At 71.4% G+C, this 25,217-nt stretch carries 26 protein-coding genes; 10 read left to right on the top strand and 16 right to left on the bottom strand.

The features are described from left to right. Nucleotides 1-439 precede the first annotated feature (439 nt). The 4 genes from ppx to ACLBYG_RS02860 form a co-directional block, all read right to left on the bottom strand. Nucleotides 440-1,993 carry an exopolyphosphatase gene (gene ppx / locus ACLBYG_RS02875; protein WP_020091807.1) on the bottom strand — a complete coding sequence of 518 codons (1,554 nt, stop codon included), beginning with the start codon at nt 1,991-1,993 and terminating at the stop codon, nt 440-442. An 82-nt stretch (nt 1,994-2,075) separates the two neighbouring features. Then, the gene (locus ACLBYG_RS02870) at nt 2,076-4,463 is read right to left on the bottom strand and encodes an RNA degradosome polyphosphate kinase (RefSeq protein WP_447680539.1); all 2,388 of its coding nucleotides are present in this window, start codon (nt 4,461-4,463) and stop codon (nt 2,076-2,078) included. Nucleotides 4,464-4,561: 98 nt separating this feature from the next. After that, nucleotides 4,562-5,272: a hypothetical protein gene (locus tag ACLBYG_RS02865; protein ID WP_447680538.1), complete on the bottom strand. Its 711-nt coding sequence runs from the start codon at nt 5,270-5,272 to the stop codon at nt 4,562-4,564. Between the two features lie 13 nt (nt 5,273-5,285). Beyond that, complete coding sequence (locus ACLBYG_RS02860; RefSeq protein WP_447680537.1) at nt 5,286-6,410, bottom strand: AI-2E family transporter; 1,125 nt, start codon at nt 6,408-6,410, stop codon at nt 5,286-5,288. A 143-nt stretch (nt 6,411-6,553) separates the two neighbouring features. Here ACLBYG_RS02860 and purM point away from each other — a divergent pair, with 143 nt between their 5' ends. Beyond that, on the top strand, nt 6,554-7,633 hold the full coding sequence (purM, locus tag ACLBYG_RS02855) for a phosphoribosylformylglycinamidine cyclo-ligase (RefSeq protein ID WP_447680536.1): 1,080 nt from the start codon (nt 6,554-6,556) through the stop codon (nt 7,631-7,633). Then, nucleotides 7,633-8,283: a phosphoribosylglycinamide formyltransferase gene (gene purN, locus ACLBYG_RS02850; RefSeq protein WP_447680535.1), complete on the top strand. Its 651-nt coding sequence runs from the start codon at nt 7,633-7,635 to the stop codon at nt 8,281-8,283. The genes purM and purN overlap by 1 nt, the downstream gene beginning before the upstream one ends. 141 nt (nt 8,284-8,424) lie before the next feature. Here purN and ACLBYG_RS02845 read toward each other — a convergent pair whose 3' ends face one another. Then, nucleotides 8,425-8,790, bottom strand: a complete 366-nt coding sequence (locus ACLBYG_RS02845) for a hypothetical protein (protein WP_020091801.1) — start codon at nt 8,788-8,790, stop codon at nt 8,425-8,427. Between the two features lie 173 nt (nt 8,791-8,963). After that, nucleotides 8,964-9,386, bottom strand: coding sequence for a nucleoside-diphosphate kinase (ndk, locus tag ACLBYG_RS02840; protein WP_012317495.1), 423 nt, complete (start codon nt 9,384-9,386; stop codon nt 8,964-8,966). Between the two features lie 268 nt (nt 9,387-9,654). Here ndk and ACLBYG_RS02835 point away from each other — a divergent pair, with 268 nt between their 5' ends. Continuing rightward, nucleotides 9,655-10,119, top strand: coding sequence for a DUF2147 domain-containing protein (locus ACLBYG_RS02835; RefSeq protein WP_020091800.1), 465 nt, complete (start codon nt 9,655-9,657; stop codon nt 10,117-10,119). 6 nt (nt 10,120-10,125) lie between these two features. On the opposite strand, the gene ACLBYG_RS02830 is transcribed toward ACLBYG_RS02835, so the two are convergent. Then, nucleotides 10,126-10,761: a glutathione S-transferase N-terminal domain-containing protein gene (locus ACLBYG_RS02830; protein ID WP_026604736.1), complete on the bottom strand. Its 636-nt coding sequence runs from the start codon at nt 10,759-10,761 to the stop codon at nt 10,126-10,128. Nucleotides 10,762-11,001: 240 nt separating this feature from the next. Between ACLBYG_RS02830 and ACLBYG_RS02825 the strand changes: the two genes are divergently transcribed. From ACLBYG_RS02825 to ACLBYG_RS02805, 5 genes are all read left to right on the top strand, one after another. Continuing rightward, complete coding sequence (locus tag ACLBYG_RS02825; RefSeq protein ID WP_447680534.1) at nt 11,002-11,310, top strand: hypothetical protein; 309 nt, start codon at nt 11,002-11,004, stop codon at nt 11,308-11,310. Nucleotides 11,311-11,436: 126 nt separating this feature from the next. Beyond that, nucleotides 11,437-13,476: an FUSC family protein gene (locus ACLBYG_RS02820; RefSeq protein ID WP_447680533.1), complete on the top strand. Its 2,040-nt coding sequence runs from the start codon at nt 11,437-11,439 to the stop codon at nt 13,474-13,476. Between the two features lie 23 nt (nt 13,477-13,499). Then, nucleotides 13,500-13,694 carry a DUF1656 domain-containing protein gene (locus ACLBYG_RS02815; RefSeq protein ID WP_273562358.1) on the top strand — a complete coding sequence of 65 codons (195 nt, stop codon included), beginning with the start codon at nt 13,500-13,502 and terminating at the stop codon, nt 13,692-13,694. After that, entirely contained in the window at nt 13,694-14,749 is a 1,056-nt protein-coding gene (locus ACLBYG_RS02810) for an efflux RND transporter periplasmic adaptor subunit (protein WP_447680532.1), read from the top strand. Before ACLBYG_RS02815 ends, ACLBYG_RS02810 begins: the two co-directional genes overlap by 1 nt. A 71-nt stretch (nt 14,750-14,820) precedes the next feature. Next, a complete protein-coding gene (locus ACLBYG_RS02805; protein ID WP_447680531.1) occupies nt 14,821-15,303 on the top strand; it encodes a DUF3280 domain-containing protein in 483 nt (160 codons plus the stop codon). 592 nt (nt 15,304-15,895) lie between these two features. Here ACLBYG_RS02805 and gatB read toward each other — a convergent pair. The 5 genes from gatB to ACLBYG_RS02780 form a co-directional block, all read right to left on the bottom strand. Beyond that, nucleotides 15,896-17,368: an Asp-tRNA(Asn)/Glu-tRNA(Gln) amidotransferase subunit GatB gene (gatB, locus tag ACLBYG_RS02800; RefSeq protein ID WP_447680530.1), complete on the bottom strand. Its 1,473-nt coding sequence runs from the start codon at nt 17,366-17,368 to the stop codon at nt 15,896-15,898. Nucleotides 17,369-17,552: 184 nt separating this feature from the next. Next, complete coding sequence (locus tag ACLBYG_RS02795; protein WP_447680684.1) at nt 17,553-17,852, bottom strand: hypothetical protein; 300 nt, start codon at nt 17,850-17,852, stop codon at nt 17,553-17,555. After that, nucleotides 17,849-19,327, bottom strand: a complete 1,479-nt coding sequence (gene gatA / locus ACLBYG_RS02790; protein ID WP_020091790.1) for an Asp-tRNA(Asn)/Glu-tRNA(Gln) amidotransferase subunit GatA — start codon at nt 19,325-19,327, stop codon at nt 17,849-17,851. The genes ACLBYG_RS02795 and gatA overlap by 4 nt, the downstream gene beginning before the upstream one ends. 78 nt (nt 19,328-19,405) lie before the next feature. Beyond that, nucleotides 19,406-19,693, bottom strand: a complete 288-nt coding sequence (gene gatC, locus ACLBYG_RS02785; RefSeq protein WP_020091789.1) for an Asp-tRNA(Asn)/Glu-tRNA(Gln) amidotransferase subunit GatC — start codon at nt 19,691-19,693, stop codon at nt 19,406-19,408. A 169-nt stretch (nt 19,694-19,862) separates the two neighbouring features. Further along, the gene (locus ACLBYG_RS02780) at nt 19,863-20,003 is read right to left on the bottom strand and encodes a hypothetical protein (RefSeq protein ID WP_012317484.1); all 141 of its coding nucleotides are present in this window, start codon (nt 20,001-20,003) and stop codon (nt 19,863-19,865) included. 172 nt (nt 20,004-20,175) lie between these two features. Here ACLBYG_RS02780 and ACLBYG_RS02775 point away from each other — a divergent pair, with 172 nt between their 5' ends. Together ACLBYG_RS02775 and ruvX are read left to right on the top strand one after the other, a co-directional pair. Next, nucleotides 20,176-20,745, top strand: a complete 570-nt coding sequence (locus ACLBYG_RS02775; RefSeq protein ID WP_447680529.1) for an SMI1/KNR4 family protein — start codon at nt 20,176-20,178, stop codon at nt 20,743-20,745. Further along, entirely contained in the window at nt 20,742-21,254 is a 513-nt protein-coding gene (gene ruvX, locus ACLBYG_RS02770; protein WP_020091786.1) for a Holliday junction resolvase RuvX, read from the top strand. Before ACLBYG_RS02775 ends, ruvX begins: the two co-directional genes overlap by 4 nt. On the opposite strand, the gene dprA is transcribed toward ruvX, so the two are convergent. From dprA to hisF, 4 genes are read right to left on the bottom strand one after another with little or no spacing between them, the layout of a single operon-like run. Continuing rightward, nucleotides 21,244-22,443 carry a DNA-processing protein DprA gene (gene dprA / locus ACLBYG_RS02765; protein ID WP_447680528.1) on the bottom strand — a complete coding sequence of 400 codons (1,200 nt, stop codon included), beginning with the start codon at nt 22,441-22,443 and terminating at the stop codon, nt 21,244-21,246. The two genes, ruvX and dprA, sit on opposite strands and share 11 nt — an antisense overlap. 46 nt (nt 22,444-22,489) lie before the next feature. Continuing rightward, a complete protein-coding gene (gene plsY / locus ACLBYG_RS02760; RefSeq protein ID WP_244534981.1) occupies nt 22,490-23,092 on the bottom strand; it encodes a glycerol-3-phosphate 1-O-acyltransferase PlsY in 603 nt (200 codons plus the stop codon). Next, nucleotides 23,092-24,396 carry a dihydroorotase gene (locus ACLBYG_RS02755; protein ID WP_447680527.1) on the bottom strand — a complete coding sequence of 435 codons (1,305 nt, stop codon included), beginning with the start codon at nt 24,394-24,396 and terminating at the stop codon, nt 23,092-23,094. The genes plsY and ACLBYG_RS02755 overlap by 1 nt, the downstream gene beginning before the upstream one ends. Continuing rightward, entirely contained in the window at nt 24,393-25,196 is an 804-nt protein-coding gene (hisF, locus tag ACLBYG_RS02750) for an imidazole glycerol phosphate synthase subunit HisF (RefSeq protein WP_447680526.1), read from the bottom strand. Before hisF ends, ACLBYG_RS02755 begins: the two co-directional genes overlap by 4 nt. Nucleotides 25,197-25,217 lie beyond the last annotated feature (21 nt).

The following is a 25,217-nucleotide window of genomic DNA, read 5'->3' as shown; positions in this document are numbered from 1 at the left end:
ATGACGACTCGAATCGAGACGTAGCCAAGCCATCTCATCGCGTGAACAATCCGATGTGCGAGTGGGATCTGCGTGTTGCTCGCATCATAGGGCGAACGGCGCGCGCGTTCACGCTGCCGCTCGGCAGTGTTCGACAGTCTATCGCGCCGACATATTTTGCGGGCGGCGCGCTCTATTCCGGATTCAGAGGAGAATCGACATCAACCATTAAAAAAGTTGGGTTCGTGAATTAAGCCGGCGTTACCGCGGCGATCTCGGTCGGCAGGCGCACGCTCACCGTTCCGGCGGCGTGCGGTGAGCGCCGGTGCGACGGTCACGAGGCCGCCGTCGGCCCCGGGACGCGTGAGCTCTCCCGCGCGACGGGCCCGGGCCATCGTGCGAGACCGGACCGCGGCGAAGAGCGAGGCCCTGCCCGGGTTCGGCGCACGCGCCGCGCGGATCAGGGCGCGTCGTCCGCGAGCTCGACCCGCCCGTCTAGGCCGATGATGCGCCCGAGGCCGCGGACGCGGTTCAGCAGGCGGTCTCCGTTCAGGGCTTCCCAGTCCCGCGGCAGGCGCAGCACCACCCGCCCCTCCTCGACGGTGAGCGGCGCCCGTCCGAGGGCGCCGTCCATGCCGGCCGAGATCGGGAAGGCGATCCGGAGCAGGGCGCCCAGGAGGCGGGCGCGCTCGAACAGGCGCGGACCGGCCACGCTCCGGAGCATCGGGTTCGCCTTCTCGGGGGCCAGGCCGGTGTGCCTCAGGGACACCGCCAGGGCGAGATAGGCCCGGCCTGGATGATCCACGCCGACGAACGCGGCATTCTGGATCACCGCGATGCTCTGCTCACCGCGGTAATCCGGATGCGCCCGCCAGCCGACGTCGGACAGCAGGCAGCCGGCGTGCCGCAGACGGCGCTCGTCGGTGGTCTCGTGGCCGTCCAGGGTCGCGACGAACCGGTCCGTCCAGGTGATCAACTCCTCGCCGTGGCGGGGCGAGCGCGCGCGCAGAACGTTGAATTCCGACGCCGAGGCCAGCAGCGGATCGATCAGACGGGTGTCGCGGTCGAGCTGCTCGAACAGCAGGCCCTCGCGCACGCCCGATGCCGAGATCGCCACCTCGCGGGGGCGCCCGACCCGGATGATCTCCTCGAGGACGACGGCGCCGTAGGCGAGGAGCGGGCGCCGCGCCTCGGAGATCGCGTCGACGTCCTGCAGCAGCGCCACGTCGGTCTGCTCGACGACCTGCAGGAAGCTGAGTTCGTCTGTGGGCTCCACCGTGTAGCCGTGCATGACGTGGACGGGGTAGCCGCGGGCCGCCTGATGGAGCCGCGCGATGGCCCGCCACGTGCCGCCGACCGCGTAGAAGGTCCGCCCGCGCAGGGTCTCGAGCTGCGGGGCGGCCTTGCGCATGTACTCGCGGACGATCTTGGCGGCCTTCTTGACCGAGCCGCCGGACAGGTCCTGCAGGGCGAGGCCGCCGAGGGGCATGGTCACCCCCTGTCCGACCACCGCCCCGCGGACGTCCACGAGCTCCAGCGAGCCGCCGCCCATGTCGCCCACGACGCCGTTCGGCGCGTGGAATCCCGAGACCACGCCGAGGGCCGACAGCTCGGCCTCGCGCCGTCCGGAGAGGAGCTGGATCTCCTGGCCACAGGCCGCCTCGGCGGCCCGGAGAAAGTCTGGACCGTTCTCGGCGTCCCGCGCCGCCGCCGTGGCGAGGACGTAGACCTGCCTGACGCGCATCGTCTGGCACAGCACCCGGAACCGCGCCAGGGCGGCGAGTGCGCGCGTCACCGCCTCCTCGTTCAGGCGGCCGGTCGTCAGGACGTTGCGGCCCAGGCCGCAGAGCACCTTCTCATTGTAGAGCGGCGTCGGCGCCCGGGTCAGTCCGTCGTACGCGACGAGGCGGACCGAGTTGGAGCCGATGTCGATGATCGCCACAGGATGGCGCGCGGTGCTGTCGATCGCCTCCGCGTCGTGCGCGAGGGTGAGGTTGGCAAGAGGGCTGCCCAAACGTCCGAGTCCTTCATCAGCCCGGCGCGCCTGCCGGCGCGCCGTGCGGGAGGTTTAGCCCAGCGACGCCGCGCAGCGAAACTCAGCTGCGTTGGGCGCGGCGGCTCAGCGCCCGCGGACTCGACTTCTTCGAGGCCTTGCCGCGCCCCGAGAGGCTGGGATTGGTCATGAAATACTTGTGGGCGTTGAACGGCTCCTCGCCCTCGGCGGGCTGGATCCGCTCGCAGCCGCCCGAGGCGAGGAGCCGCCAGCTCTGGCGGTTGTCGAGCAGGTTGGCCAGCATGATCTGGTCGAGCACCTGCTGATGCACCGTCGGGTTGGTGATCGGCAGCAGCGCCTCGACGCGGCGGTCGAGGTTCCGGCTCATCAGGTCGGCGGAGGAGATGTAGACCGTCGCCTTGGGGTGCGGCAGCCCGACGCCGTTGCCGAAGGCGTAGATGCGCCCGTGCTCCAGGAAGCGCCCGACGATCGACTTCACCCGGATCGTCTCCGACAGCCCGGGAATGCCCGGGCGCAGGCAGCAGATGCCGCGAACCACGCAGTCGATCTGAACCCCGGCCGCCGAGGCGTCGTAGAGCGCGTCGATGATCTGACTGTCGACCAGGGAGTTGCACTTGATCCAGATCGCGGCCGGACGCCCGGCCTTCGCGTGGGCGACCTCCGCCTCGATGTGCTCCAGGAGGCGGTTCTTCAGGGTCAGTGGCGAGACCGCCATGCGCTCCAGCTCGGCCGGCTCGGCGTAGCCGGTGATGAAGTTGAAGATCCGCGACACGTCGCGCGCGATCGCGGGATCGGCCGTGAAGAACGACAGGTCCGTGTAGATGCGCGCGGTGATCGGGTGGTAGTTGCCGGTGCCGACGTGGCAGTAGGTGACGAGCCTGTCGCCTTCCCGCCGGACCACCAGCGACAGCTTGGCGTGGGTCTTCAGCTCGACGAAGCCGAACACCACCTGCGCGCCGGCCTTCTCGAGGTTGCGCGCCCAGCGGATGTTGGCCTCCTCGTCGAAGCGCGCCTTCAGCTCCACGAGGGCGGTGACGGACTTGCCGAGTTCCGCGGCCTCGGCGAGGGCCGCCACGATCGGCGAGTTGGACGAGGTACGGTAGAGCGTCTGCTTGATCGCGACCACGTTCGGGTCACGGGCGGCCTGCGCGAGGAACTGCACCACCGAATCGAAGGATTCGTAGGGGTGGTGGACGATGAAGTCCTTCTGCCGGATCGCCGCGAACACGTCGCCGCCGCTCTCGCGGATGCGCTCCGGGAAGCGCGGGTTGTAGGGCTTGAACTTCAGGTCGGGCCTGTCGATGCCGACGACCTGGGACAGCTCGTTCAGGGCCAGCATGCCCTCCACGAGGAAGATCGCGTCCGCGGCGATCTCCAGTTCGTCGGCGACGAAGCTGCGCAGATCCTCCGACATGCCCGCCTCGACCTCGAGACGGATCACGACGCCGCGCCGCCGCTGCTTCAGCGCCGTCTCGAAATGCAGGACGAGGTCCTCCGCCTCCTCCTCGATCTCCAAGTCGGAATCGCGGACCACGCGGAACGCGCCGCTGCCCTTGACGAGGTAGCCCGGGAAGAGCCGCCCGGTGAACATCCCGATCACCTGCTCGATGGTGATCAGGCGCGCGGCCGTCTCGCTGTCGCTCACCGGCAGGCGCACGAAGCGGTCGATGACGCCCGGCAGCCGGATCAGCGCGCGCAGCAGCCGGCCGTCCTTCGGTCGCACCAGCATCAGCGCGATGGTCGTGCCGAGATTCGGGATGAACGGGAACGGGTGGGCCGGATCGATCGCCAGCGGCGTCAGGACCGGGAAGACGTGGTTGAGGAAGTACTCCTCCAGCCACGCCGCCTGCTCGGCCGTGAGGGCCGCGGGCTCGACGATGTCGATGTCGCTCGTGTGCAGCTCCGTGCGCAGTTCCCGCCAGCGGGCCTGCTGGTCGGCGGCGAGGCGCGACACCTCGGCGCCGATCCGGACGAGTTGCTCGGACGGCGACAGGCCGTCCTGCGACGGGACCGTGATCCCCGCCCGGACCTGATCGATGAGGCCGGCGACGCGGACCATGAAGAATTCGTCGAGGTTGTTGGCCGAGATCGACAGGAAGCGGAGGCGCTCCAGGAGCGGGTGGTTGGGGTTCGACGCCTCTTCCAGCACCCGCCGGTTGAACTGCAGCCAGGACAGCTCGCGGTTCACGTACCGCTCCGGTGAGTGGCGCAGGGTTCGCCCGGCCTCCACCACCGGCTCGCGGGCCGCGCCGACCGGCGGCTCCGCGGGAGTCGCGGCCGCCGCGGCCGGCCACTCGTCGGTGGCGTCCGGAATGGCTTCCGCCGGAGCCGCCGCCCCCGCGACCGGATCGGCCTGCAGGCGCTTGGGCGCGACCGCCCGCCGCGTCGCCGGACTGGCCGTCGCGCGCCGACGGGGCTCGGGCGCCTCATCGGCGGCGTCGCGGTCCACGGGCTTCTGCGTCGATTCCATCCCGGATCCCTGTCTCTGCTCCTCGCGGCGGCGGAGCGTGTATCACCCTAGACCGGCGCCCTTCACGACAGTTTCGTGACGGCCACTGCATTCCTCCTTCAGGCGTTCGGGTCCGGCTCGTCCTCCAGCCCCATGCGCCGCAGGACGGCCAGCGCGAGCGGCCGGCTGATGCGGCGGCCGCGCCCGAGGGCGTCGCGGTCGAGCTCGGCGACGACGTCGCGGGCGCGGCCCAGCGACCGGTCGATCCGCAGGGCCAGCGCCTCGATGACACCGAGATCGACCACCAGCTGCCGGTCGACGAACAGCTTGACCAGGACGGCACGCAGGAGCGCGTCGTCCGGCGCCTCGATGGCGATGCGCGGCGCGAGGCGAAGCCGCGAGCGCAGATCCGGCGTCGTGAGGCCGAGGGCGTCGATACCCGTGGCGCTGGTCAGCAGAACCGGGGAGCCCCGCTCGCGGGCGCGGTTGAGCAGATGGAACAGCGCCGCCTCGTCGCGCCGCTCCGCCCGGTCGATGTCCTCCACGACCAGCGCCCCGTTGGAGACGAGGTGCTGGACCGCGTCGGCACCCAGCTCGGCGGCCGGGAGGGTCCAGGCATGGGCCCGCTCGGCCCAGATCGCCGCGAGGTGGCTCTTGCCGCTGCCGGAGGGGCCGGTGAGGACCAAGACGCTGTCGGGCCAGTCCGGCCACGCCTCGATCAGCGCGTAGGCGGCCTCGTTGGCCGGTCCGACGAGGAAATCCTCGCGCCCGTAGCGGGGGTCGAGCGGCAGGTCGAAGGCCAGCTGCTTGGGTGGGGCGTTCTCGCGCATAGGCCGCTCAGGATCATCCCGCGCCCGCGGAGGTCAAGGCCGAAGCGTCCTTGCCCTCGTGCTCGATCAGGATCGGCTGCCCGGCGTGGTAGAGGCGGCTCTCCAGGTAGCGGGCCAGGGCGAAGCGGACCAGCACGCCGATCGAGGCCGCGATCGGGACGGCGAGCAGCAGCCCGACGAAGCCGAACAGCGTTCCGAAGGCGAGCAGGGCGAACATCAGCCAGACCGGGTGCAGCCCCGTGGAATCGCCGACGAGCTTCGGCGAGATGACGTTGCCCTCCAGGAACTGGCCGACGAGGAAGACGGCGACGGTCAGGCCGAGATGCAGCCAATCTCCGGAGGGCCAGAACTGGACGAGCGCGACGCCCACGGAGAGCATGAAGCCGGTGAGCGTGCCGACGTAGGGGATGAAGGTCAGGAACCCGGCGATCAGGCCGATCAGCACGCCGAAGTTGAGGCCAACCAGCCAGAGGCCGACGGCGTAGAAGCTGCCCAGGATGAGGCAGACCAGGGTCTGGCCGCGGACGTAGCCGGTGACCGCTCCGTCGATCTGGCGCGCCAGCTCGCGCACCGTCGCCCGGTGCCGGGGCGGCACCCAGCCGTCGATGGCGGCGACCATCCGGTCCCAGTCGACGAGGATGTGGAAGGCGACGACCGGCGTCACGACCAGCAGGGAGGCGATCGAGATCAGCGCCTGGCTGCCCGACCAGAGCGATTTCAGGAAGGCCAGGAGCCACGTGCCAGCCTGGGTGGCGAGCGTCCCCACGGAGGATTGCAGCTCGTTGAGGACGTTCGCGCCGCCGACGCGCTCGAGCAGGGTCCCGGACCGCTCGGCGATGATCGCCTGGAGCCGCGACACCATTCCGGGCAGCGCGTTGACGAGCGCCACGACCTGGTTGGCCGTGAGCGGGATCAGGATCAGCAGCGTCACGACGAGGACGACGACGAACAGCGCCAGGATCAGCAGGCTCGCCGCCAGCCGCCCAAGGCCGAGCCGCTCCAGCCGGTCTGCCAGGGGATCGAGGAGGTAGGCCAGCGTGATGCCGGCCACGAACGGCAGCATCACCTCCCGCAGGAGGTAGACGATCAATCCCAGGGCCACGACAGCGGCCAGCCCGATCACAGCCCGTGCGCGCACGATGACGCTCCCCCCAGCAGCACACCACGCCAGCGGGCAGAGTGGGTATGCGGAGCGCGCCGATCAAGGCGCCGCCGGCACGACTCGCGCGGCGCGCGGGAAGCCGCTAGAGCGGGGCCAGTATTCAGCGAGGTGGCGCGGGCATGACGGCCAAGGACGGCAACGAGCCGAAGACGGGGCTGACCTACGCGGCGGCGGGCGTCGATATCGATGCCGGCAACGCTATGGTCGAGACGATCAAGCCGCTGGTGCGCTCGACCCGGCGCCCGGGCGCCGACGCCGAGATCGGCGGGTTCGGCGGCCTGTTCGACCTGAAGGCCGCGGGCTTCCGCGACCCGATCCTGGTCGCGGCTAACGACGGCGTCGGCACCAAGGTGAAGATCGCCATCGAGACCGGCCGCCACGACACGATCGGCATCGACCTCGTGGCGATGTGCGTGAACGACATCATCGTCCAGGGCGCCGAGCCGCTGTTCTTCCTCGACTACTACGCGACCGGTAAGCTGGTCCCCGGCGTCGGCGCCGACATCGTGCGCGGCATCGCCGAGGGCTGCCGGCAGGCCGGCTGCGCGCTGATCGGCGGCGAGACCGCCGAGATGCCGGGCCTCTACGACGGGTCCGACTACGACCTCGCGGGCTTCTCCGTCGGCGCCGCCGAGCGCGGCGCCCTGCTGCCGCGGCCCGGCATCCGGCCCGGCGACGTCGTGCTCGGCCTGCCCTCCTCCGGCGTCCATTCCAACGGCTTCTCGCTGGTCCGCCGGATCGTCGCGAAGACGGGTCTCGGCTGGGACGCGCCGGCCCCGTTCGCCCCGGGCCGCAGCCTCGGCGAGGCGCTGCTGGAGCCGACCCGGATCTACGTGAAGCCGCTGCTCGCGGCTTTGGGCGCCACCGACGGGATCCGGGCGCTCGCCCACATCACGGGCGGCGGCTTCCCCGACAACCTTCCCCGGGTCCTGCCGGACGAAGTCGGCATCGCCGTCGACCTCGATGCCGTGACCCCGTCGCCGGTCTTCGGCTGGCTCGCCCGCGAGGGCGGCGTCGCCGAGGCCGAGATGCTGCGGACCTTCAACTGCGGGATCGGCATGGTGGTGATCGCCGCCGCCGACGCGGTCGACGACGTCGACGAGGCCCTGACCCGGGCCGGCGAGACCCCGGTCCGCCTCGGACGGATCACGGCGCGCGGCCCCGAGCCGGTGACCTTCAGCGGCCGCCTCGCCCTGTGATGGCGTCCGCCCGCAAGACCCGCGTCGCGATCCTCATCTCGGGGCGCGGCTCGAACATGCTGGCGCTGCTGGAAGCCGCGAAGGATCCCGCCTTCCCGGCCGAGATCGTGCTGGTCCTGTCGAACCGCCCGGAGGCCGCCGGCCTCGCCCGGGCAGCCGAGGCCGGCATCCCGACGCAGGCCATCGATCACCGGGCCTTCGCCGACCGGGCCGGTTTCGACGCCGCCCTCGACGCGGCGCTGCGCGCGGCGGATGTCGACCTCGTCTGCCTCGCGGGCTTCATGCGGATCCTGACGACCGACTTCGTCGCGTCCTGGGCCGGCCGGATGCTCAACATCCACCCTTCGCTCCTGCCCCTGTTCAAGGGCACCCACACGCACCGGCAGGCGCTGGACGCGGGCGTGCGCCTGCACGGCTGCACGGTCCACTTCGTCGTGCCGGAACTCGACGCCGGACCGATCGTCGCCCAGGCCGCGGTCCCGGTCCGCCAGGACGACGATCCCGACAGCCTCGCCGACCGCGTGATCGTGCAGGAGCGGCGGCTCTACCCCGCGGTGCTCGCCCTGGTGGCGGGCGGCCGCGCCCGTCTGGACGGCGATCGCGTCGTGATCGACGAGAGGGCGCCAGACGGCGCTCTGTTCAGCCTCTAGGCGGCGGTTGCACGGGCGTTTCCGTCCGCGCGAGCGGGGCGCCGCGATCCGGCCGCGCCACGCTCGCCATGTTCCGCCCCCGGGGCTGCTCCGCCGACGAAGACGGTGCGCGGACCCGGAGGCCTTCGAAGCTCTGGGCGCTCAGACCGGGCGCTGGAGCTTGCAGCTGTCCAGGGCCGAGAGCGCCTTAGCGCGGGCGGTGTCGTTGAAGTAGCCGGTGGTCCGGTAGGCCTCGATCTCGGAGGCGTCGAGGCTGCGCAGCGTCTGCCGCGCGTAGCAGCCGCAGGGGCGCTCCAGGGAGGCCTCGCTGGCGCTGGTCATGCGGGCCTGGACGACCGTGCAGGCGTGGCGCACGCGGCCCTCGAGGTTGGTCTTGCTGGCGGTCTTGAGAGCGGGGTCCGGCTCGTACTGCTGGAACGGGGCCGAGGATCCGCCCGCGAGGGCGGCGGTCGCGCCGAGGGCGAACAGGCCGGTCGCGATCAGCAGGGGCAGGCGGCGCATCGTCATGGTCGGGGTCGTCCGGGGGCTGAGATTGGCTAAGCTCGGCCGTTGGACGCTCCCGGGCTCCGTCCCGTCAAGGACGACCCGGTCACACAGGGCGGCATTCCCGGCGCCGCCGGGTACGGGGCGCGCGAATGGCGGGTCGGTGTGCCCAACCCGCCACCGCGCGTCGCCTCGCCTCAGGCGGCGATGTCGGAATCCTTGAAGAACTGCGCGATCTCGAGCTTGGCGTTCTCGGCGCTGTCGGAGCCGTGGACGGTGTTCTCGCCGACGGACTCGGCGAACTTCTTGCGGATCGTGCCCTCGGCGGCCTGGGCCGGGTTCGTGGCACCCATCACCTCACGGTACTTGGCGACGGCGTTCTCGCCCTCGAGGACCTGAACCACCACCGGGCCGGAGGTCATGAAGGTCACGAGCTCGCCGAAGAACGGGCGCTCCTTGTGCACCTCGTAGAACTTCTCGGCCTGCTCCTTGGTCATGCGGATGCGGCGCTGGCCGACGATGCGCAGGCCGGCCTCCTCGATGACGGCGTTGACCGCGCCGGTCAGGTTCCGCCGCGTCGCGTCGGGCTTCAGGATCGAGAAGGTGCGCTCGGTGGCCATGGTGCGTCCGGTCTGTCTGTGGAAAAAATCTGCGGCGCGCCGGCGATCCGGACACGCCGCGGCAGCGAGAATTTCGCTTCGGCGCCGGGCTTATAGCGGGCGCCCCCCGGTGCCTCAAGCGGCCCGGCGCGCCCGGGCGGGGCAAGCGCGGCCGTGGCTCTGCCGCAACACCGCCGAAAAATCGCCCGATTGCGGCGGCTCAGTCGCGCACCAACCGACTTCGTCCACCCCTCGGGCGCCGGCGACGCCCCAATCCCGGAGACGAACCATGCGACTCGCTCTCAGCGCCAGCCTGCTTCTCGCCGGCCTCACCGCCGCCTCCGCCGACACGGGCAAGGATCCGTCCGGCACCTGGCTCACCGGCGACGGCCGCGCCAAGATCCGGATCGACCGCTGCGGCCCCGGCCAGAAGCTGGTCTGCGGCAAGGTCGTCTGGCTCAAGACGCCGACCTTCGACAACGGCGCCCCGCGCACCGACCTCAAGAATCCCGACCCGAAGAAGCGCGCCCGTCCGGTGATCGGTCTCCAGCTGATCGAAGGTCTGAAGCCGGACGACGCGAAGTTCACCGGCGAGCTCTACAATATCGAGGAAGGCAAGATCTACACGGTCAGCCTCGAGCGGGAGAGCGAGGCCGAGCTCAACGTGTCGGGCTGCATGCTCAAGATCCTGTGCGGGTCGCAGACCTGGACCCGCGTGCCGGACGTGAACCAGCAGGCCGCCAACAAGAACTGAGCTTCGTCAGATCGCCGCGAGGCCGCGCTGCACCGCCGGCCTCGCCAGGATGCTCTCGAGCCACCGGGCGACGTTCGGGAGGGTGTCGATGTCGACACCCTGCTTGAAGTTGAGCTTCGCCCAGGTGAACGTCGCGATGTCGGCGACGGAGTAGTCCTCGGCCAGGAAGGCGCGCCCCTCGAGGCGCCGCTCCAGCACGCCGTAGAGGCGCTTGGCCTCGGCGGTGAACCGGTCGATCGCGTAAGGCAGCTTCTCGGGCGCATAGATCTTGAAGTGATGCGTCTGCCCGAGCATCGGCCCGAAGCCCGCCACCTGCCAGAACAGCCATTCGTCGACCGCCACGCGGGCGCGCTCGTCGGTCGGGTAGAACTGCCCGGTCTTCCGGCCGAGATACTGCAGGATCGCGCCTGATTCGAAGACCGAGATCGGCAGTCCGCCCGGACCGTCCGGATCGACGATGGCCGGGATCTTGTTGTTGGGCGAAATCGCCAGGAAGTCGGGCGCGAACTGCTCGTTCTTCGCGATGTCCACGGGAACGATGCGATAGGGGAGCCCGCACTCCTCCAGCATAATCGGGATCTTCCAGCCGTTCGGCGTACTCCATGTGTGGACGTCGATCGGCCGCCCGGACACCGCTGCCATGCTCTGCCTGCTCCTGGACCCGATCGTCGGCGGCGCGGTGGTCCTCCGCCGTTTCCGAATTGCCCCGGCAGTGAAGACGATTTCCCGGCCGCGCTCAAGGGCACCGCGCCCGTAGACGCGGTCGCACGGCGAAGCTGCGCCGGGGCTGGCGGCGGCGGCGCGGCCGGGCTTGCCGGCGCCGCGGGAGAGCGGCGAGATTGCGGCTCGGGCGCCGGAACGGCGCCCGAGGGGGAACATCCGATGATCGATCGTCTCGTCAGGATCGCGGTCCTGTCCGTGCCGCTGCTCGCCGCCTGCCCGGCTCTCGCCAAGGAGCCACCCGCCAAGGAATCACCCGCCAAGGAGGCACCCACGAAGGCGCCGCCCGTCGCCGAGGCGCCGGCCGCCAGGGCGCCGAGCGCGGGCCAGTCCGCCGCCCGCGATCGCCAGAAGACCTGCGGCACCGAGTGGCGCGCCCTGACCGACGCGCAGAAGGCGGCGCAGGGACCGAAGTGGCCGCAGTACTGGAGCAAGTGCAACAAGCGCCTGAAAGGTGGCGACAAGGCCTGATCGGCTAGAACCGCGGGGCGTTCCGTTCGTTCGAACATCCGCGGCGGGTTGGCAGGAGGCACGAGGCGATGACGGACCCTTCTCCGTCCGGTCGGGCGGTGGACAGCGCGCCGCGCGGGGTCCGGCATGGCTGAGGCCCCCGCCGGCTCCGTCGCGGATCGCCGCCCCGAACCGCTCGGCGACCGCGTCCTGGCGTTCCTCGATGCCTGGGTGCCGAAGCCGGCCGCCTGGGCCTTCGCGCTGCGGATCTGGATCGCCATGATGCTGGCGCTGGCCGCCGCATTCTGGCTCCAGCTCGACAGCGCCTCGTCCGCCGCCACCTGCGTGGCGATCCTCGCCCAGCCCAAGCGGGGGCAGGCGATCTCGAAGGCGGTCTACCGCCTGCTCGGCACGCTCGTCGGCGCGGCGGTGGCGCTCGTCTTCATGGCGCTCTTCGGCCAGGACCGGGTGCTGCTGCTCCTCAGCTTCACCGTCTGGCTCGGCCTCTGCGTCTTCGTCGCCCAGTTTCTGCAGGACACGCGGGCCTACGGCGCGATGCTGTCCGGCTACACTGTGGCGATCATCGCGCTCGGCCAGATCGACGATCCGCAGGGGACCTTCGACGCCGCCGTGTCCCGCGTCGCCGCGATCGTGCTCGGCATCGTCGTGATCACCTTCATCAACGACGCCCTCGCCTCGCCGAGCACGTGGCGGGCGCTGCTGCCGCAGCTGCGCGCGGCCTGGGACCAGACGCGCGGCTACGCCCGCGAGACTCTGGCGTCGGGGGATCTCGGCGCCCCGCGCACCGCCGCGCTGATCCGCGCCATCGCGCCGATGCGGGCCGATGCCAGCGCCATCGCGGGCGAGCTGGACGACGGCCGGTACCGCGCGGCCGGCGCGCGCAGCTGCATCGCCGCGCTCTACGTGATGGCGGCGTCGATCCGCGGCCTCGGGGCCGCGGCCGCGTCCCTGCGCGATCCGAGCCCGGCCGTCGCGGAGGCGATGGCGATCTGCCGGCGGGTGGCCGACGCGCCCGATCCCGACGCCCTGGACCGCGACGACGAGCGCCTGCGCGACCTAGTCGACGCGGCCATCCGCGACGGGACCCGTCCCCTCGACGAGGTCGTTGTGCTCCAGCGCGCCCTCGACTTCGTCTGCGCCGCGACCTTCGCGCAGGACGGCATCCGCGCCGTCGCCGACGGCCACAGGCCCCTGCGCGACGCCGAACTGCCGACGCACCGCGACTTCCCGGTCGCCCTCCGCGGCGCCCTGCGGGTGGCCCTGAGTTTCGCGGTCACCGCCGCCACCTTCGCGGCGCTCGGCCTGCCCCAGGCCTCGTTCGCACTGGTCCAGGTGGCCGCCACCGCGGCCCTGTCGTCGATGACGCCGGACCCGAAGAAGTTCGCGAACGGCGTCGTCGTCGGCATGACGCTGGCCGCCGCCCTGGCGGGCATCGCCCGGTTCGCGCTCCTCAACGGTGTCCAGGGCTTCCCGATGCTGGCGCTGGTGATGGCGCCGGTGATCTTCCTGGGCTGCTTCCTCTCGCTGAACCCGAAGACCTTCGGGGTCGGCTTCATCCTGATCGTGTTCTTCCCCGTCCTGCTGGGGCCCTCGAACCCGCAGACCTACGACGCCCTGAGCTTCCTGCTGAACGCGTTCCTCGTCGTCGTGGCGGCCGTGATCCTGTCGATCATCGTCCGCCTCATCCTGCCGATCTCGCCGGCCCAGCAGCGGGTCTTCGCCCTCGGTTCGGCGCGGCGGGCGCTCGCCGACGCCCTCGTCGGCCAGGGCGGCGACGCCACCACCCGCACGAGCCTGAATGCCGACCGGCTGTTCCAGTTCGCCGCCTACAGCTCGGGGAGCGCGGCGGTGCGGCAAGCAAACCTGCACCACGCCTTCGCCCTCGCCCGCCTGGAGGCCGCCGCCGCCCGGGCTCACGCGGAACTGCGCCGCCTCTGGTCGGTCGGAGCCCTGCGCGGCGCGATCCCGCGGGCGCGGGACGCCCTCGCGGCCGGCGACGATCGCGGGCTCGAGATGGCGGCGCGCGACCTGATCCGCGCCGCCTCCAGCCAGGACCGGGCGGTGCGGCTCACGACGGCCCGTGCCGCCAGCGACCTCGTCACCGCGTCGCGAACCATCGCCCGCCACAGGCGATTCCTCCAACGCCTCGACATCGCGCTATTCTGATTGCCGCTTCTTCCGGGGTAACCATGCACGAAGACATCCATGTCGGCGGGGTGCTAGTCACGGCCTTCGTCGCTTACGCGCTCGCCGCGTTCGTGATCCTGATCGTCCTTCGCCTCGTCTTCGCCCGCATCCGCTTCAGCCGCTACGTCGCCAACGCCCCGCTCGCCGAAGCCGGCCTCTACGTCTGTGTCCTCGCCCTCCTGATCGCGTTCATCTGATGCCCGACACGACCGCCGACGAGGACGATCCGAAGTCCGCCGCCCGCGACGGCGCGCCCGGGCGGAGCGGCCCGCTGCCCGCAGTGCCGCGCCGGGGCCGGGCCGCCAAGGTGTTCCGCCTCGCGGCCACCGGCGTGATCCTGCTCGCGGCGATCCTGGCGGGAGCCTTCGTGTGGGAATTCTACGTGGCGGCGCCCTGGACGCGCGACGGCACGGTCCGGGTCCAGGTCGCCAACATCGCCCCGCAGGTCGCGGGTCAGATCGTCGAGGTCCGGGTTCAGGACAACCAGAACGTTCGCAAGGGCGACGTCCTCTACGTCATCGACCCGGTTGATTTCGAGGTCGCCGTCACCTCGGCGGATGCCGAGGTCAAGAATCGCGAAGCCGATCTGCAGGTGAAGAACGCCGAGTCGGCCCGGCGCCAAGCGCTCTCGACCGTGTCGACCTCGATCGAGGAGAAGCAGCGATTCGCAGGCGCCGCGAAGATCGCCGAGGCGTCGCTGGAGAGCGCGCAGGCGCAGCTGCGGCAGGCCAAGGTGAATCTGGAGCGCACCCAGGTGAGGTCGACCGTCAACGGACGGGTGACCAACCTGCTGATGCGGGTCGGCGACTACGCCCGGACCGGCACCTCGAACATCAACGTGGTCGACACCGACTCCTTCTGGATCGACGGCTATTTCGAGGAGACCAAGATGTCCAACATCCGCGTCGGCGACCCCGCCGACGTGAAGCTGATGGGCTTCGATCCGCACCTGACCGGCACGGTCCACAGCATCACGCTCGGCATCTCCACGGCGAACGCCGCCGCCAGCACGCAGGGGCTGCCGGACGTCAACCCCGTCTACACCTGGGTGCGCCTCGCCCAGCGGGTGCCGGTCCGCATCGGCATCGACCACGTCCCGGCGGGCGTCCCGCTCATCGCCGGCATGACCGCGACGGTGTTCGTCAACGGCGGCCGCGGCCCGGCACCGAGCTGGTTCATGGACCTGCGCGACCGCGTCTCCGGCCTGGCAAAGCCGGCGGCCAGCCCCACCCGGGAGGCCGACCGGCGCTGAATCGCCGCGCGGACGCGATCCGGTTGGCGGGGGCGCGGTTGCCCGGACACGCATCCGCGCCGGAGATCACGATGAACCGACTGGTCGCACTCGCCACCGTCCTGCTGGCCGCGGGACCGGCCGCGGCCGCGCCCCCGCGGGCCGCGGTATTCGATTTCCACTTCTCGAACCTATCGCCGGTGCCGGGTGACGCCGCCGACATCGCGCGGCTGAAGAGGGTCAGCGCCGAACTGCGCGACCTCCTCCAGAAGAAGGGCCTGTTCGTCGTGGTCTCGACCGAGCCGGTGCGGGACGAGGTCACCAGAAGTGCCGACCTGCGCCGCTGCAATGGCTGCGCGGATGACTTCGCCCGCAAGCTCGGCGCGGATGTCGCGATCACCGGCGAGGTGCAGAAAGTCTCGAACCTGATCCTCAACCTCAACGTCTACGTGAAGTCCCTCACCGGCGACGCGCCCGAGAAGGCCTACAGCGTGGACCTGCGCGGCGACACGGATGAGTCCTTCGACCGCGGCATCCGCTTTCTGGTCGAGAACAATATGGGCGCCGGCAAGTAGCTTGCGGGCCAATCAATATTTCGCAGCGCCGCGGGATCGATCCAAGTGATTGAGCTCGCACGCGCTGCGGTGCGGCGGCGGAGGCAAGTGGATCGAAAAAGCCTTTTGCCGAGAAAATAGCTATTGACCGACTTGGAGCACGGGCGCAGTCTCCATCTGTGCCTAGCGAGAGCGGGCACGGACCGGCACGAAATCTTGACGCGATCAGGTTTCGCAGCGGTGTCGGTCGTCGGAAGCTGGAGGAGACAGGGATGACTCCACCGCAGCGGAATGCCGCCTAGACGGTTCAGGGACAGGTTCGGCCCGAGACCTAGCGGCGCAACACGAACAGCCGGACGGACGCGGCTCCAGGGGCGCAGAAGCGGCCACGCATGGCACGCCTTCGAATGCGCGAAAGGCCCCACTTCGAGCCGTTCCGCCGCGGTTTCTCTTCGAGGATCTGTTCGTGGCCCACCTGCCCGGCATCGCCGCGGCGGGATCTAGTCGTGGCTTTGGCGAGCATGGGACTGGCCGGCGACGTCGAAGCGACGGCCATCCGATCCCGGCACTCATCCCGAGGCCGGGCGCGGACTGGCCGCTCGCCGCGGAAGGCTCACTCGATCCCGAGCTTCGCCTTGAGCAGCGCGTTCACCGCCGCGGGGTTCGCCTTGCCGCCGGTGGCCTTCATGGTCTGGCCGACGAACCAGCCGAGCAGGGTCGGCTTCTCTTTGGCCTGGGCGACCTTGTCGGGATTCGCCGCGATGATCTGGTCCACCGCCGCCTCGATGGCGCCCGTGTCGGTCACCTGCTTCATGCCGCGGCTCTCGACGACGGCGCGCGGGTCGCCGCCCTCGGTCCAGACGATCTCGAACAGGTCCTTGGCGATCTTGCCGGAGATGACGCCCTCGCCGATCAGGTCGATGATCGCCCCGAGCTGGTCCGCCGAGACCGGGGTCGCGTCGATGGACAGCCCCTCCTTGTTGAGGCGCCCGAACAGCTCGTTGATCACCCAGTTGGCCGCGGCCTTGCCGTCCCGGCCCTTCGCCACCGCCTCGTAATAGTCCGCGGAGGCGCGCTCGGCGACCAGCACCCCGGCATCGTAGGGCGAGAGGCCGAAGGCCGAGACGAACCGCGCCTTCTTGGCGTCCGGCAGCTCCGGCAGCCCCTCGGCCAGGACGTCGACGTAGGCCTGGTCGAATTCCAGCGGCAGCAGGTCCGGGTCGGGGAAGTAGCGGTAGTCGTGCGCCTCTTCCTTCGAGCGCATCGAGCGCGTCTCGCCCTTGGTCGGGTCGAACAGGCGCGTCTCCTGGTCGATCTTGCCGCCGTCCTCGAGGATGGCGATCTGGCGCCGCGCCTCCGTCTCAATCGCCTGCCCGATGAAGCGGATCGAGTTGACGTTCTTGATCTCGCAGCGGGTGCCCAGCGGCTCACCGGGGCGGCGGACCGAGACGTTCACGTCGGCGCGAAGCGAGCCCTTCTCCATGTCGCCGTCGCAGGTGCCGAGGTAGCGCAGGATCGTGCGCAGCTTGGTCACGTAGGCCTTCGCCTCCTCGGAGGAGCGCAGGTCGGGCCGGGAGACGATCTCCATCAGCGCCACGCCCGACCGGTTGAGGTCGACGAAGCTCCGGGTCGGATCCTGGTCGTGCAGCGACTTGCCGGCATCCTGCTCGAGGTGCAGGCGCTCGATGCCCACGGTGATCGAGGCGCCGTCGGCCAGATCCACCAGGACCTCGCCCTCGCCGACGATCGGGTCCTTGTACTGCGAGATCTGGTAGCCCTGCGGCAGGTCCGGATAGAAGTAGTTCTTCCGGTCGAACACGGAGCGCAGGTTGATCTTGGCCTTCAGGCCGAGGCCGGTGCGCACCGCCTGGGCGACGCACTCGGCGTTGATCACCGGCAGCATCCCGGGCATCGCGGCGTCGACCAGCGACACGTGGTCGTTCGGCTCGGCCCCGAACTCCGTCGAGGCGCCGGAGAACAGCTTCGCCCGGCTGGACACCTGGGCGTGGATCTCCATGCCGACGATCACCTCCCAGTCGTGGAGGCCGCCCTTGATCAGCTTCTTGGGGTCGACGGGTGCGTTCATGGTCGGTCCGAAAGGCGGCTGGCGTTCGAGGCGTCGCCGTCTCTGCGAGCGCAGCGAAGCGATCCAGGGAAGCGCGAGGCTTCCGGGCGTTGCACCGCCGGATCGCTTCGCTGCGCTCGCAGAGACGGCGGAGGCGCCGCATGCGTCGAGCGAGAGATTTTCTAGGAGGCCCCTGCCCGCAGGGTCAAGCGCGGCGTCCGACCGCTTGCCGGGCGCCGTAGCCCGCGACGGCCCAGAGCAGGGCCGCGACGGCGCGGACCGGGAAGAAGGTCGGGCCGTCGCGGGTGATCGGCGCCGGCCACGGGATGCCGGCCGCGCTGACCGCGTAGGAGAACAGCACCGAGAAGCCGAGCGCCGCGATCGCCGCGATGAAGACCTTGCCGAACTGGCTGGCGGTCCAGCCGAGATAGACCGCCACCACGATCAGCGCCGGATCGAACGCGGCCCAGATCCAGACCGTCCAGGGATAGTACGGGACGGTCATGACCACCACGGCTCGGGCAGGACGGTGCGACCGGCCGCGTCCTCGATCACCTGCGCGACCGCGAACAGCGTCTCCTCGTCGAAGGGCCGGCCGATGAGCTGGAGGCCCAGCGGGAGGCCCTGGCCGTCGAGCCCCGCCGGCACGGCGATGCCCGGCAGCCCGGCCATGTTCACCGTCACGGTGAACACGTCGTTGAGGTACATCTCCACCGGGTCAGCCGAGGCCTTCTCGCCGATGCCGAAGGCGGCCGACGGCGTCGCCGGCGTCAGGATCGCGTCGACCCCGGCCGCGTAGGCGGCCTCGAAGTCGCGCTTGATCAGCGTGCGGATCTTCTGCGCGCGGACGTAGTAGGCGTCGTAGTATCCGGCCGAGAGCACGTAGGTGCCGATCATGATCCGGCGCTTCACCTCGCGGCCGAAGCCGGCAGCGCGGGTGTTCTCGTACATCCCGGCGATGTCCTTACCGGGCACGCGCAGGCCGTAGCGGACGCCGTCGTAGCGGGCGAGGTTCGAGGAGGCCTCGGCCGGCGCCACGATGTAGTAGGCCGGCAGCGCGTAGGCGGTGTGCGGCAGCGAGATCTCCCGGATCGTCGCGCCGGCGGCCTTGAGCCACGCCGCGCCCTCGTCCCAGAGCTTCTGGATTTCCGCGGGCATCCCGTCGACCCGGTACTCCTTCGGGATGCCGATGGTCAGGCCCTTCACGCCGCGCGACACGGCGGCCTCGAAATCGGGCACCGCGAGGTCGGCGCAGGTCGTGTCCCGGGCGTCGGCGCCCGCCATGGAGCCGAGCAGGATGGCGCAATCGCGCACCGTCCGGGCGATCGGGCCGGCCTGATCGAGGGAGGAGGCGAAGGCCACCGTGCCCCAGCGCGAGCAGCGCCCGTAGGTCGGCTTGATCCCCACCGTGCCGGTGAAGGCGGCAGGCTGCCGGATGGAGCCGCCGGTATCGGTCGCGGTGGCGCCGAGGCAGAGGCGCGCGGCGACCGCCGCGGCGGAGCCGCCCGACGAGCCGCCGGGCACGATCGGCGCGTCCGATCCGGCGCGCCGCCAGGGCGAGACCACGTTGCCGTAGGCGCTGGTCTCGTTCGACGAGCCCATGGCGAACTCGTCGAGGTTCAGCTTGCCGAGCATCACGGCGCCGTCGCGCCACAGATTGGCCGACACGGCCGATTCGTAGTGCGGCTCGAAGGTCTCGAGGATCTTGGAGCCCGCTGTGGTCGTCACGCCGTGCGTGCAGAACAGGTCCTTGATGCCGAGGGGGATGCCCTCGAGCGGCCGCGCCTCGCCGGACGCGATCTTCTGGTCCGAGGCCTCGGCCATCGCCAGGGCGCGGTCCGGGGTCTCCCGGATATACGCGTTCAGGACGCGGGCCTTGGCCATGGCGTCCAGATGGGCCTGGGTCAGCTCGCGGGCCGAGATCCGCTTCGCCTTCAGGGCGTCGCGCGCTTCGGCCAGGGTAAGTTCGTTCGGATCCACGCTGTTCACGTCCCCGCGCGCGCCGCCGCGCGCCTGCCCGCCAGAAATCCGGTCCGCAAGGTCCGGGCCGTCCTCGGCCTACTCGACCACCTTCGGGACCAGGAAGTAATTGTCCTCGGTCTCGGGTGCGTTGGCCACGACGTCGGCGGCGCGGCCACCCTCCGTGACGACGTCCTCGCGCTTCTTCATCGCCATCGGCGTCACCGAGGTCATCGGCTCGACGCCCGCGACGTCGACCGTGCCGAGCTGCTCGACGAAGGACAGGATGGCGTTCAGCTCGCCCTGGAGGGGCCCGACTTCGTCGTCGGTGACCGCGATCCGCGCCAGATGCGCGATGCGCCGAACCGTCTTCTCGTCGACCGACATGCCGTCCCGTTCGTCCCTGCCCGGGAGCGCTCTCCCGAAGTCGGTCGGCCTATAGCATCGGGTCTCGACGCGCCGCAACGCGGGTGGGCTATGCCGCGCCGCCCGCAGGGCGGCCGGCCGCGCCGGACCCGCCTGACCGCGCGCTCGGCGCGGGCGGGCGACGGGCGGATCAGGTCACGACGTGGTGGGGCGTCACCGACATCTCGATGGTGATTCCTGGTTGCCGGACCGGCTGGATCATGGCTTGGGTGAAGCCCGCGACCAGCACCTCGAAGGCGAGGAGCAGCATCCAGCGGTGCTTGCGCGGCATCGCCCGCCGGCGGCCGGACGGAGCGGAAGAGGAGAGCTGGCCGTTCGTCGACAAGGCGGACCCCTACAGCGTGGTTTAACGGAACATTAACCTACCTAGACGCGAACGGCTCCGCGCGCACCGGGGGCGATCTGCGGAGGAACCGAAGTCTGTGGACGGTGGAGCGGGAGCGATGTGGGAGACGGTCTTCGAGGAGCTTGCGCCGGGCTTCGTGCCGGACGCGGCGGCCCTCGACCGTGCAGCGGAGGCGCTGGGCTTCGCCCTGCCGGCCTCCTACCGCGACTTCTGCCGGACCTGCGGCGTCGGCCTCGCGGGCGGGCAGTTCCGCGTCGCCGTGCCGGCACCGTTCGAGGCCTGCGATCTGGTGAGCCAGGCGGCCCTCATCGCCCACAGCGTCGGCGCCGCGGTCGCCATGCTGGAGGACGGGGCGGAGCCGCACCGGTTCGACGTCGAGGGCGGCGACGCCGGCATCGTCGAGCGCGCCTGCTTCTTCGGCGCGGGCGAGGACGGCAGCTTCCTGTTCTGGGACGTCACCGGGACCGACGGCGAGTACGACGTCTGGCTGCTGGCGCCTGACTTGGAGACGGTGCGGTTCGGCGGCGAGAGCCTCGACGACTTCTTCACCCGGGTCACGGCGCCGTCCGCGGCCCTGGTCCTGGGACCGGGCTCGGAGCCCCTCCCCGCACGGTTCGAGGGCGTCACCGAGGCCATTCTGGCGCGCGCTGCGCGGGCGGTACCATGAATTTCGACGCGATCCGCGCCTTCGCGGCCGAGTCCCGCGGCGGCGCCCGCCTGATCGGCATCGATCTCGGCACCAAGACGATCGGCCTCGCCCTGTCGGATCTCGGCCGCCAGATCGCGACGCCGCTGGAGACGATCCGCCGGGTGAAGTTCACCCCCGACGCGCAGCGGCTCGCCGCCCTGTGCCGGCAGCACGCGGTCGGCGGCCTCGTCGTCGGGCTGCCGCTCAACATGGACGGGAGCGAGGGGCCGCGGGTGCAGTCGACCCGCGCCTTCATGCGCAACCTCGCGCCGATCCTCCCCCTGCCCCACGTCTTCTTCGACGAACGCCTCTCGACCGCCGTGGTCACCCGCGCGCTGATCGAGGCCGACGCCTCGCGGGCGCGGCGCGGCGAACTCGTGGACAAGCTCGCCGCCGCCTACATCCTCCAGGGCTGCCTCGACGTCATGCGCAACCTCGCGGACGCCGATGCGGACGACGATCCCGAAGAGGACTCCCTCAGCGGCTGACCAGCGAGACGGTGCCGCTGCCGTGGCGCTCGATCCGTCCGTCGAGCTCCAGTTCCAGCAGCACGCTCTGCACGGTCCGGGCACCGACCCCGGCGCTCCGCGCCAGCTCATCGGTGCCGACCGGGCTCGGACCGAGCAGGGCCACGATCCGCGCCCGGTCGTCCTCGGCCTCGGGCGGCTCGTCGCGCGCGGGATTGTCGGCGGACGCGCCGTCGGCTCGCTCCGGTCCCGGGTCGAGAGCCGCGTCGAGCGCGATCTCGTCCCAGAAATCCGGCTGCTCGGCCAGGTCCGGCCGCCCGCGCGCCGGGGCCGCCTCGGCGTCCGGGCCGCGCTCGATGATCGGTCCCAGCACCTCCAGCACGTGGTCCACCTCGGAGACCAGGGTGGCGCCCTGGCGGATCAGGTCGTTGGTGCCCTCGGCGCGCGGGTCGAGCGGCGAGCCGGGAACCGCGAAGACCTCCCGGTTCTGCTCCAGGGCGTAGCGCGCCGTGATCAGCGAGCCGGAGCGGCGGGCTGCCTCCACCACCACCGTCCCGTAGGACAGCCCGGAGATGATCCGGTTGCGCCTCGGGAAGTCCCGCCCCCGGGGCTCCCAGCCCATCGGCATCTCCGCGAGGACCGCGCCGCCCTCAGCCAGGATGGCCTCGACCAGGGTCGCGTGGCTCGCCGGGTAGATCCGGTCCTGGCCGCCGGCCATGACGGCGATCGTGCCGGTCCGGAGGCTCGCCTTGTGGGCGCGCGCGTCGATCCCGCGGGCGAGGCCCGAGACCACCGTGAGGCCTGCCTCGCCGAGCCCGCGGGCGAGCCGCTCCGTGAAGGCGAGCCCCGCCGACGATGCGTTCCGCGAGCCGACGAGGGCGGCGGCGGGCCGGTTGAGGATCGGTGCGCCGCGCACGGCCAGAAGCGGTGGCGCCGCGTCGACCTGTATCAGGAGCCGCGGGTATTCCGCCTCGCCGGTGGCGATCAGCCGGCCGCTGAGGCGGGTCAGGGCCGCCAGCTCGGCCTCGGCCTCAGCGCGGGTGGGTGGCACGATCCGCCGCCCCTGGCGGCCGGTGAGCTCCGGCAGGGCGTCGAGGGCGGCGGCCGCGCCGCCGAAACGGTTCACGAGCCTCCGGAAGGTGCGGGGGCCGACGCCCTCGGTCCGGATCAGCCGCAGCCAGTCGAGCCGCTGGGCCTCGGTGAGCTGCATCCACCACCCCCACACCTGCCCGAAGGTCGGCGCGGCGCGCCGGCACTCAGCCCTTCTGGCCGATGCGCCCCTCGGTGCCGGACGCGAGTCGGCGGATGTTGGGCGCGTGCTTCCACCATAGCAGCAGGCCGAGGAGCAGGAACAGCAACGCCTGCGTCGGGGCACCCAGCGCCCAGAGGACGAGGGGTGTGGCCGCGGAGGCGGCGAGCGCCGCCAGCGACGAGTACTTGAGCGCGAAGGCGAGACCGAGCCAGATCGCCGCGAACGCCGCGAGGGCGGGCGGGCTGAAGGCGAGGAGCACCCCGATGAAGGTCGCGACGCCCTTGCCGCCCTTGAAGCCCAGCCAGACCGGGAAGAGGTGGCCGAGGAAGGCGCCGAGCCCGGCCGCGAGCGCCGGGCCCTCGCCCAACTGCCGGGCGATGAGGACGGCCGCCGTGCCCTTGAGGGCGTCGCCCAGGAGCGTCGCCGCGGCGAGGCCCTTGCGGCCGGTGCGGAGCACGTTGGTGGCGCCGATATTGCCGGAGCCGATCGCCCGGACGTCGCCGAGGCCGGCGAACTTCGTGAGGATCAGCCCGAACGGGATCGAGCCCAGGGCGTAGCCGAGGGCGAGGCCGCCGAGGGCGGCCGGGGTCGCGAGATCGGGGGGCATCATGCGGCGGCCGCGAGGTCGTCGACCGCGTGGACGATCCGGCCACCGACCAGCGTCAGCACCGCCGCGCCCTGGAGGCGCGCCTCGTCGAAGGGGGAGTTCTTGGAGCGCGACTTCAGCCGGCGCTTGTCGAGGACGTAGGGCAGATCGGGGTCGATCAGCACGAGGTCGGCGGGGGCGCCGACCGCCAGCCGGCCGGCCTCGCGGCCGAGGATCCGCGCCGGGTTCGCGGTAAGCGCGGCGATCAGCTTGGGCAGCGCGAGGTCGCCGGTGTGGACGAGGCGCATGGCGGCGCCGAGCAGCGTCTCGATTCCGAGCGCCCCGTCCGCCGCCTCGGCGAAGGGCAGGCGCTTGGTCTCCACGTCCTGCGGGTTGTGGTCCGACACGACCACGTCGATCACGCCCTCGTCGAGGGCGCGCACCACCGCCTGACGGTCGGTCTCGTGGCGCAGGGGCGGCGAGAGCCGGCAGAAGGTGCGGTAATGGCCGATATCGTTCTCGTTGAGGACGAGGTTGTTCACCGAGACGCCGCAGGTCACCGGCAGGCCGTCCTGCTTGGCCCGGCGGACGATCTCCACCGAATCGGCGCAGGAGATCATCGCCGCGTGGTAGCGGGCACCGGTCAGCCGCACGAGGCGGATGTCGCGCTCCAGCATCACGGTCTCGGCCTCGCGGGGGATGCCCATGAGCCCGAGGCGCGAGGCGAGCTCGCCCTCGTTCATGACGCCCTCGGCGACGAGGGCGGATTCCTCCACGTGCTGTACGATCAGCGCGTCGAAATCCCGGGCGTAGGTCAGGGCGCGGCGCAGAACCTGCGCGTTTGCCACGGCCCGGAGCCCGTCGGTGAACGCGACCGCGCCGGCCTCCTTGAGCAGGCCGAACTCGGTCATCTCCCGGCCGGCCAAGCCCTTGGTGATGGCGGCCGCCGGCAGGACATTGACGCTCGCCGTGTCGCGGGCGCGGCGGAGCACGAAGTCGACGATGGCCGGCTCGTCGATCACCGGATTGGTGTCGGGCATGCAGACGAGCGTCGTGACGCCGCCCGCGGCCGCCGCGGCGCTCGCCGAGGCCAGGGTCTCGCGGTGCTCCGCCCCCGGCTCGCCCACGAAGGCGCGCATGTCGATCAGCCCGGGGGCCAGCACGCGGCCGGCGCAGTCGACGCGCTTCGCGTCGGCCGGGGCGCCCGGCGCCGCGCCGGCGGCGATATCGGCGATGCGGCCGTCCCTCACCAGCACCGCGCCGGCGGTCTGGCGACCGGTCTCGGGATCGAGGAGGTCGGCGTTCGCCAGAAGGTAGCTGCTCACTGGGGCGCCCTCGCGGAAGAGGCCGGGCCGTCGAGGCGCATGGCGAGGCCAGCCGCCGCCATGTGCGCCTTCGCCTCGGCGACGCTCGCCTGCCCGAAATGGAAGATGGAGGCCGCCAGGACGGCGCTGGCGCCGCCCTCGGCCACGCCAGCCACGAGGTCGTCGAGGCCGCCGACGCCGCCCGAGGCGATCACCGGCACGGTGACGACGTCGCTGATCGCGCGCGTCAGGGCGAGATCGTAGCCGGAGCGCGTCCCGTCCTTGTCCATGGATGTGACGAGCAGCTCGCCGGCGCCCTTCTCAGCCACCAGCCGCGCGAAAGCCACGGCGTCGATCCCGGTCGGGTCGCGGCCGCCATGGGTGAAGATCTCCCAGGCGGCCGGCGTGCCGGGGGGCGAGACGCGCTTGGCGTCGATCGCCACCACGATGCACTGCGCGCCGAACTTCTCGGCGGCCCGGGCCACGAGGTCGGGATCCTTCACCGCGGCGGTGTTGATCGCGACCTTGTCGGCGCCGGCGAGCAGCAGCGCGCGCACGTCCTCGACGGTGCGCACGCCGCCGCCGACGGTCAGCGGCATGAAGCAGGCCTCGGCGGTCCGGCTGACGATGTCGAGCAGGGTGCCGCGGGCTTCGCGGCTCGCGGTGATGTCGAGGAAGCACAGTTCGTCGGCGCCGGCCGCGTCGTAGACCTTCGCGGCCTCGACGGGGTCGCCGGCATCGCGCAGGCCCTCGAAGCGCACGCCCTTCACGACGCGGCCATCCTTCACGTCGAGGCAGGGAATGATGCGGGTCTTCAGCACGGGCGGCGTCTCATGTCACGA

The sequence above is a fragment of the Methylobacterium sp. D53M genome (genome assembly GCF_053345625.1).
Note: the sequence above shows the minus strand (reverse complement) of the source record. Positions and strands in the feature narration are given on the sequence as shown.

Excerpts from the sequence above, each read along its gene's own strand:
- gatB (WP_447680530.1), bottom strand. The coding sequence starts at position 17,368 with ATGAACGCACCCGTCGACCCCAAGAAGCTGATCAAGGGCGGCCTCCAC.
- ACLBYG_RS02805 (WP_447680531.1), top strand. The coding sequence starts at position 14,821 with ATGAACCGACTGGTCGCACTCGCCACCGTCCTGCTGGCCGCGGGACCG.
- ACLBYG_RS02795 (WP_447680684.1), bottom strand. The coding sequence starts at position 17,852 with ATGACCGTCCCGTACTATCCCTGGACGGTCTGGATCTGGGCCGCGTTC.
- ACLBYG_RS02845 (WP_020091801.1), bottom strand. The coding sequence starts at position 8,790 with ATGACGATGCGCCGCCTGCCCCTGCTGATCGCGACCGGCCTGTTCGCC.
- ACLBYG_RS02830 (WP_026604736.1), bottom strand. The coding sequence starts at position 10,761 with ATGGCAGCGGTGTCCGGGCGGCCGATCGACGTCCACACATGGAGTACG.
- ACLBYG_RS02825 (WP_447680534.1), top strand. The coding sequence starts at position 11,002 with ATGATCGATCGTCTCGTCAGGATCGCGGTCCTGTCCGTGCCGCTGCTC.
- purM (WP_447680536.1), top strand. The coding sequence starts at position 6,554 with ATGACGGCCAAGGACGGCAACGAGCCGAAGACGGGGCTGACCTACGCG.
- ACLBYG_RS02820 (WP_447680533.1), top strand. The coding sequence starts at position 11,437 with ATGGCTGAGGCCCCCGCCGGCTCCGTCGCGGATCGCCGCCCCGAACCG.
- ACLBYG_RS02870 (WP_447680539.1), bottom strand. The coding sequence starts at position 4,463 with ATGGAATCGACGCAGAAGCCCGTGGACCGCGACGCCGCCGATGAGGCG.
- ndk (WP_012317495.1), bottom strand. The coding sequence starts at position 9,386 with ATGGCCACCGAGCGCACCTTCTCGATCCTGAAGCCCGACGCGACGCGG.
- ACLBYG_RS02815 (WP_273562358.1), top strand. The coding sequence starts at position 13,500 with ATGCACGAAGACATCCATGTCGGCGGGGTGCTAGTCACGGCCTTCGTC.
- ACLBYG_RS02865 (WP_447680538.1), bottom strand. The coding sequence starts at position 5,272 with ATGCGCGAGAACGCCCCACCCAAGCAGCTGGCCTTCGACCTGCCGCTC.
- ruvX (WP_020091786.1), top strand. The coding sequence starts at position 20,742 with ATGAATTTCGACGCGATCCGCGCCTTCGCGGCCGAGTCCCGCGGCGGC.
- ACLBYG_RS02780 (WP_012317484.1), bottom strand. The coding sequence starts at position 20,003 with ATGCCGCGCAAGCACCGCTGGATGCTGCTCCTCGCCTTCGAGGTGCTG.
- gatC (WP_020091789.1), bottom strand. The coding sequence starts at position 19,693 with ATGTCGGTCGACGAGAAGACGGTTCGGCGCATCGCGCATCTGGCGCGG.
- ACLBYG_RS02775 (WP_447680529.1), top strand. The coding sequence starts at position 20,176 with ATGTGGGAGACGGTCTTCGAGGAGCTTGCGCCGGGCTTCGTGCCGGAC.
- ACLBYG_RS02810 (WP_447680532.1), top strand. The coding sequence starts at position 13,694 with ATGCCCGACACGACCGCCGACGAGGACGATCCGAAGTCCGCCGCCCGC.
- plsY (WP_244534981.1), bottom strand. The coding sequence starts at position 23,092 with ATGCCCCCCGATCTCGCGACCCCGGCCGCCCTCGGCGGCCTCGCCCTC.
- dprA (WP_447680528.1), bottom strand. The coding sequence starts at position 22,443 with ATGCAGCTCACCGAGGCCCAGCGGCTCGACTGGCTGCGGCTGATCCGG.
- purN (WP_447680535.1), top strand. The coding sequence starts at position 7,633 with ATGGCGTCCGCCCGCAAGACCCGCGTCGCGATCCTCATCTCGGGGCGC.
- ACLBYG_RS02835 (WP_020091800.1), top strand. The coding sequence starts at position 9,655 with ATGCGACTCGCTCTCAGCGCCAGCCTGCTTCTCGCCGGCCTCACCGCC.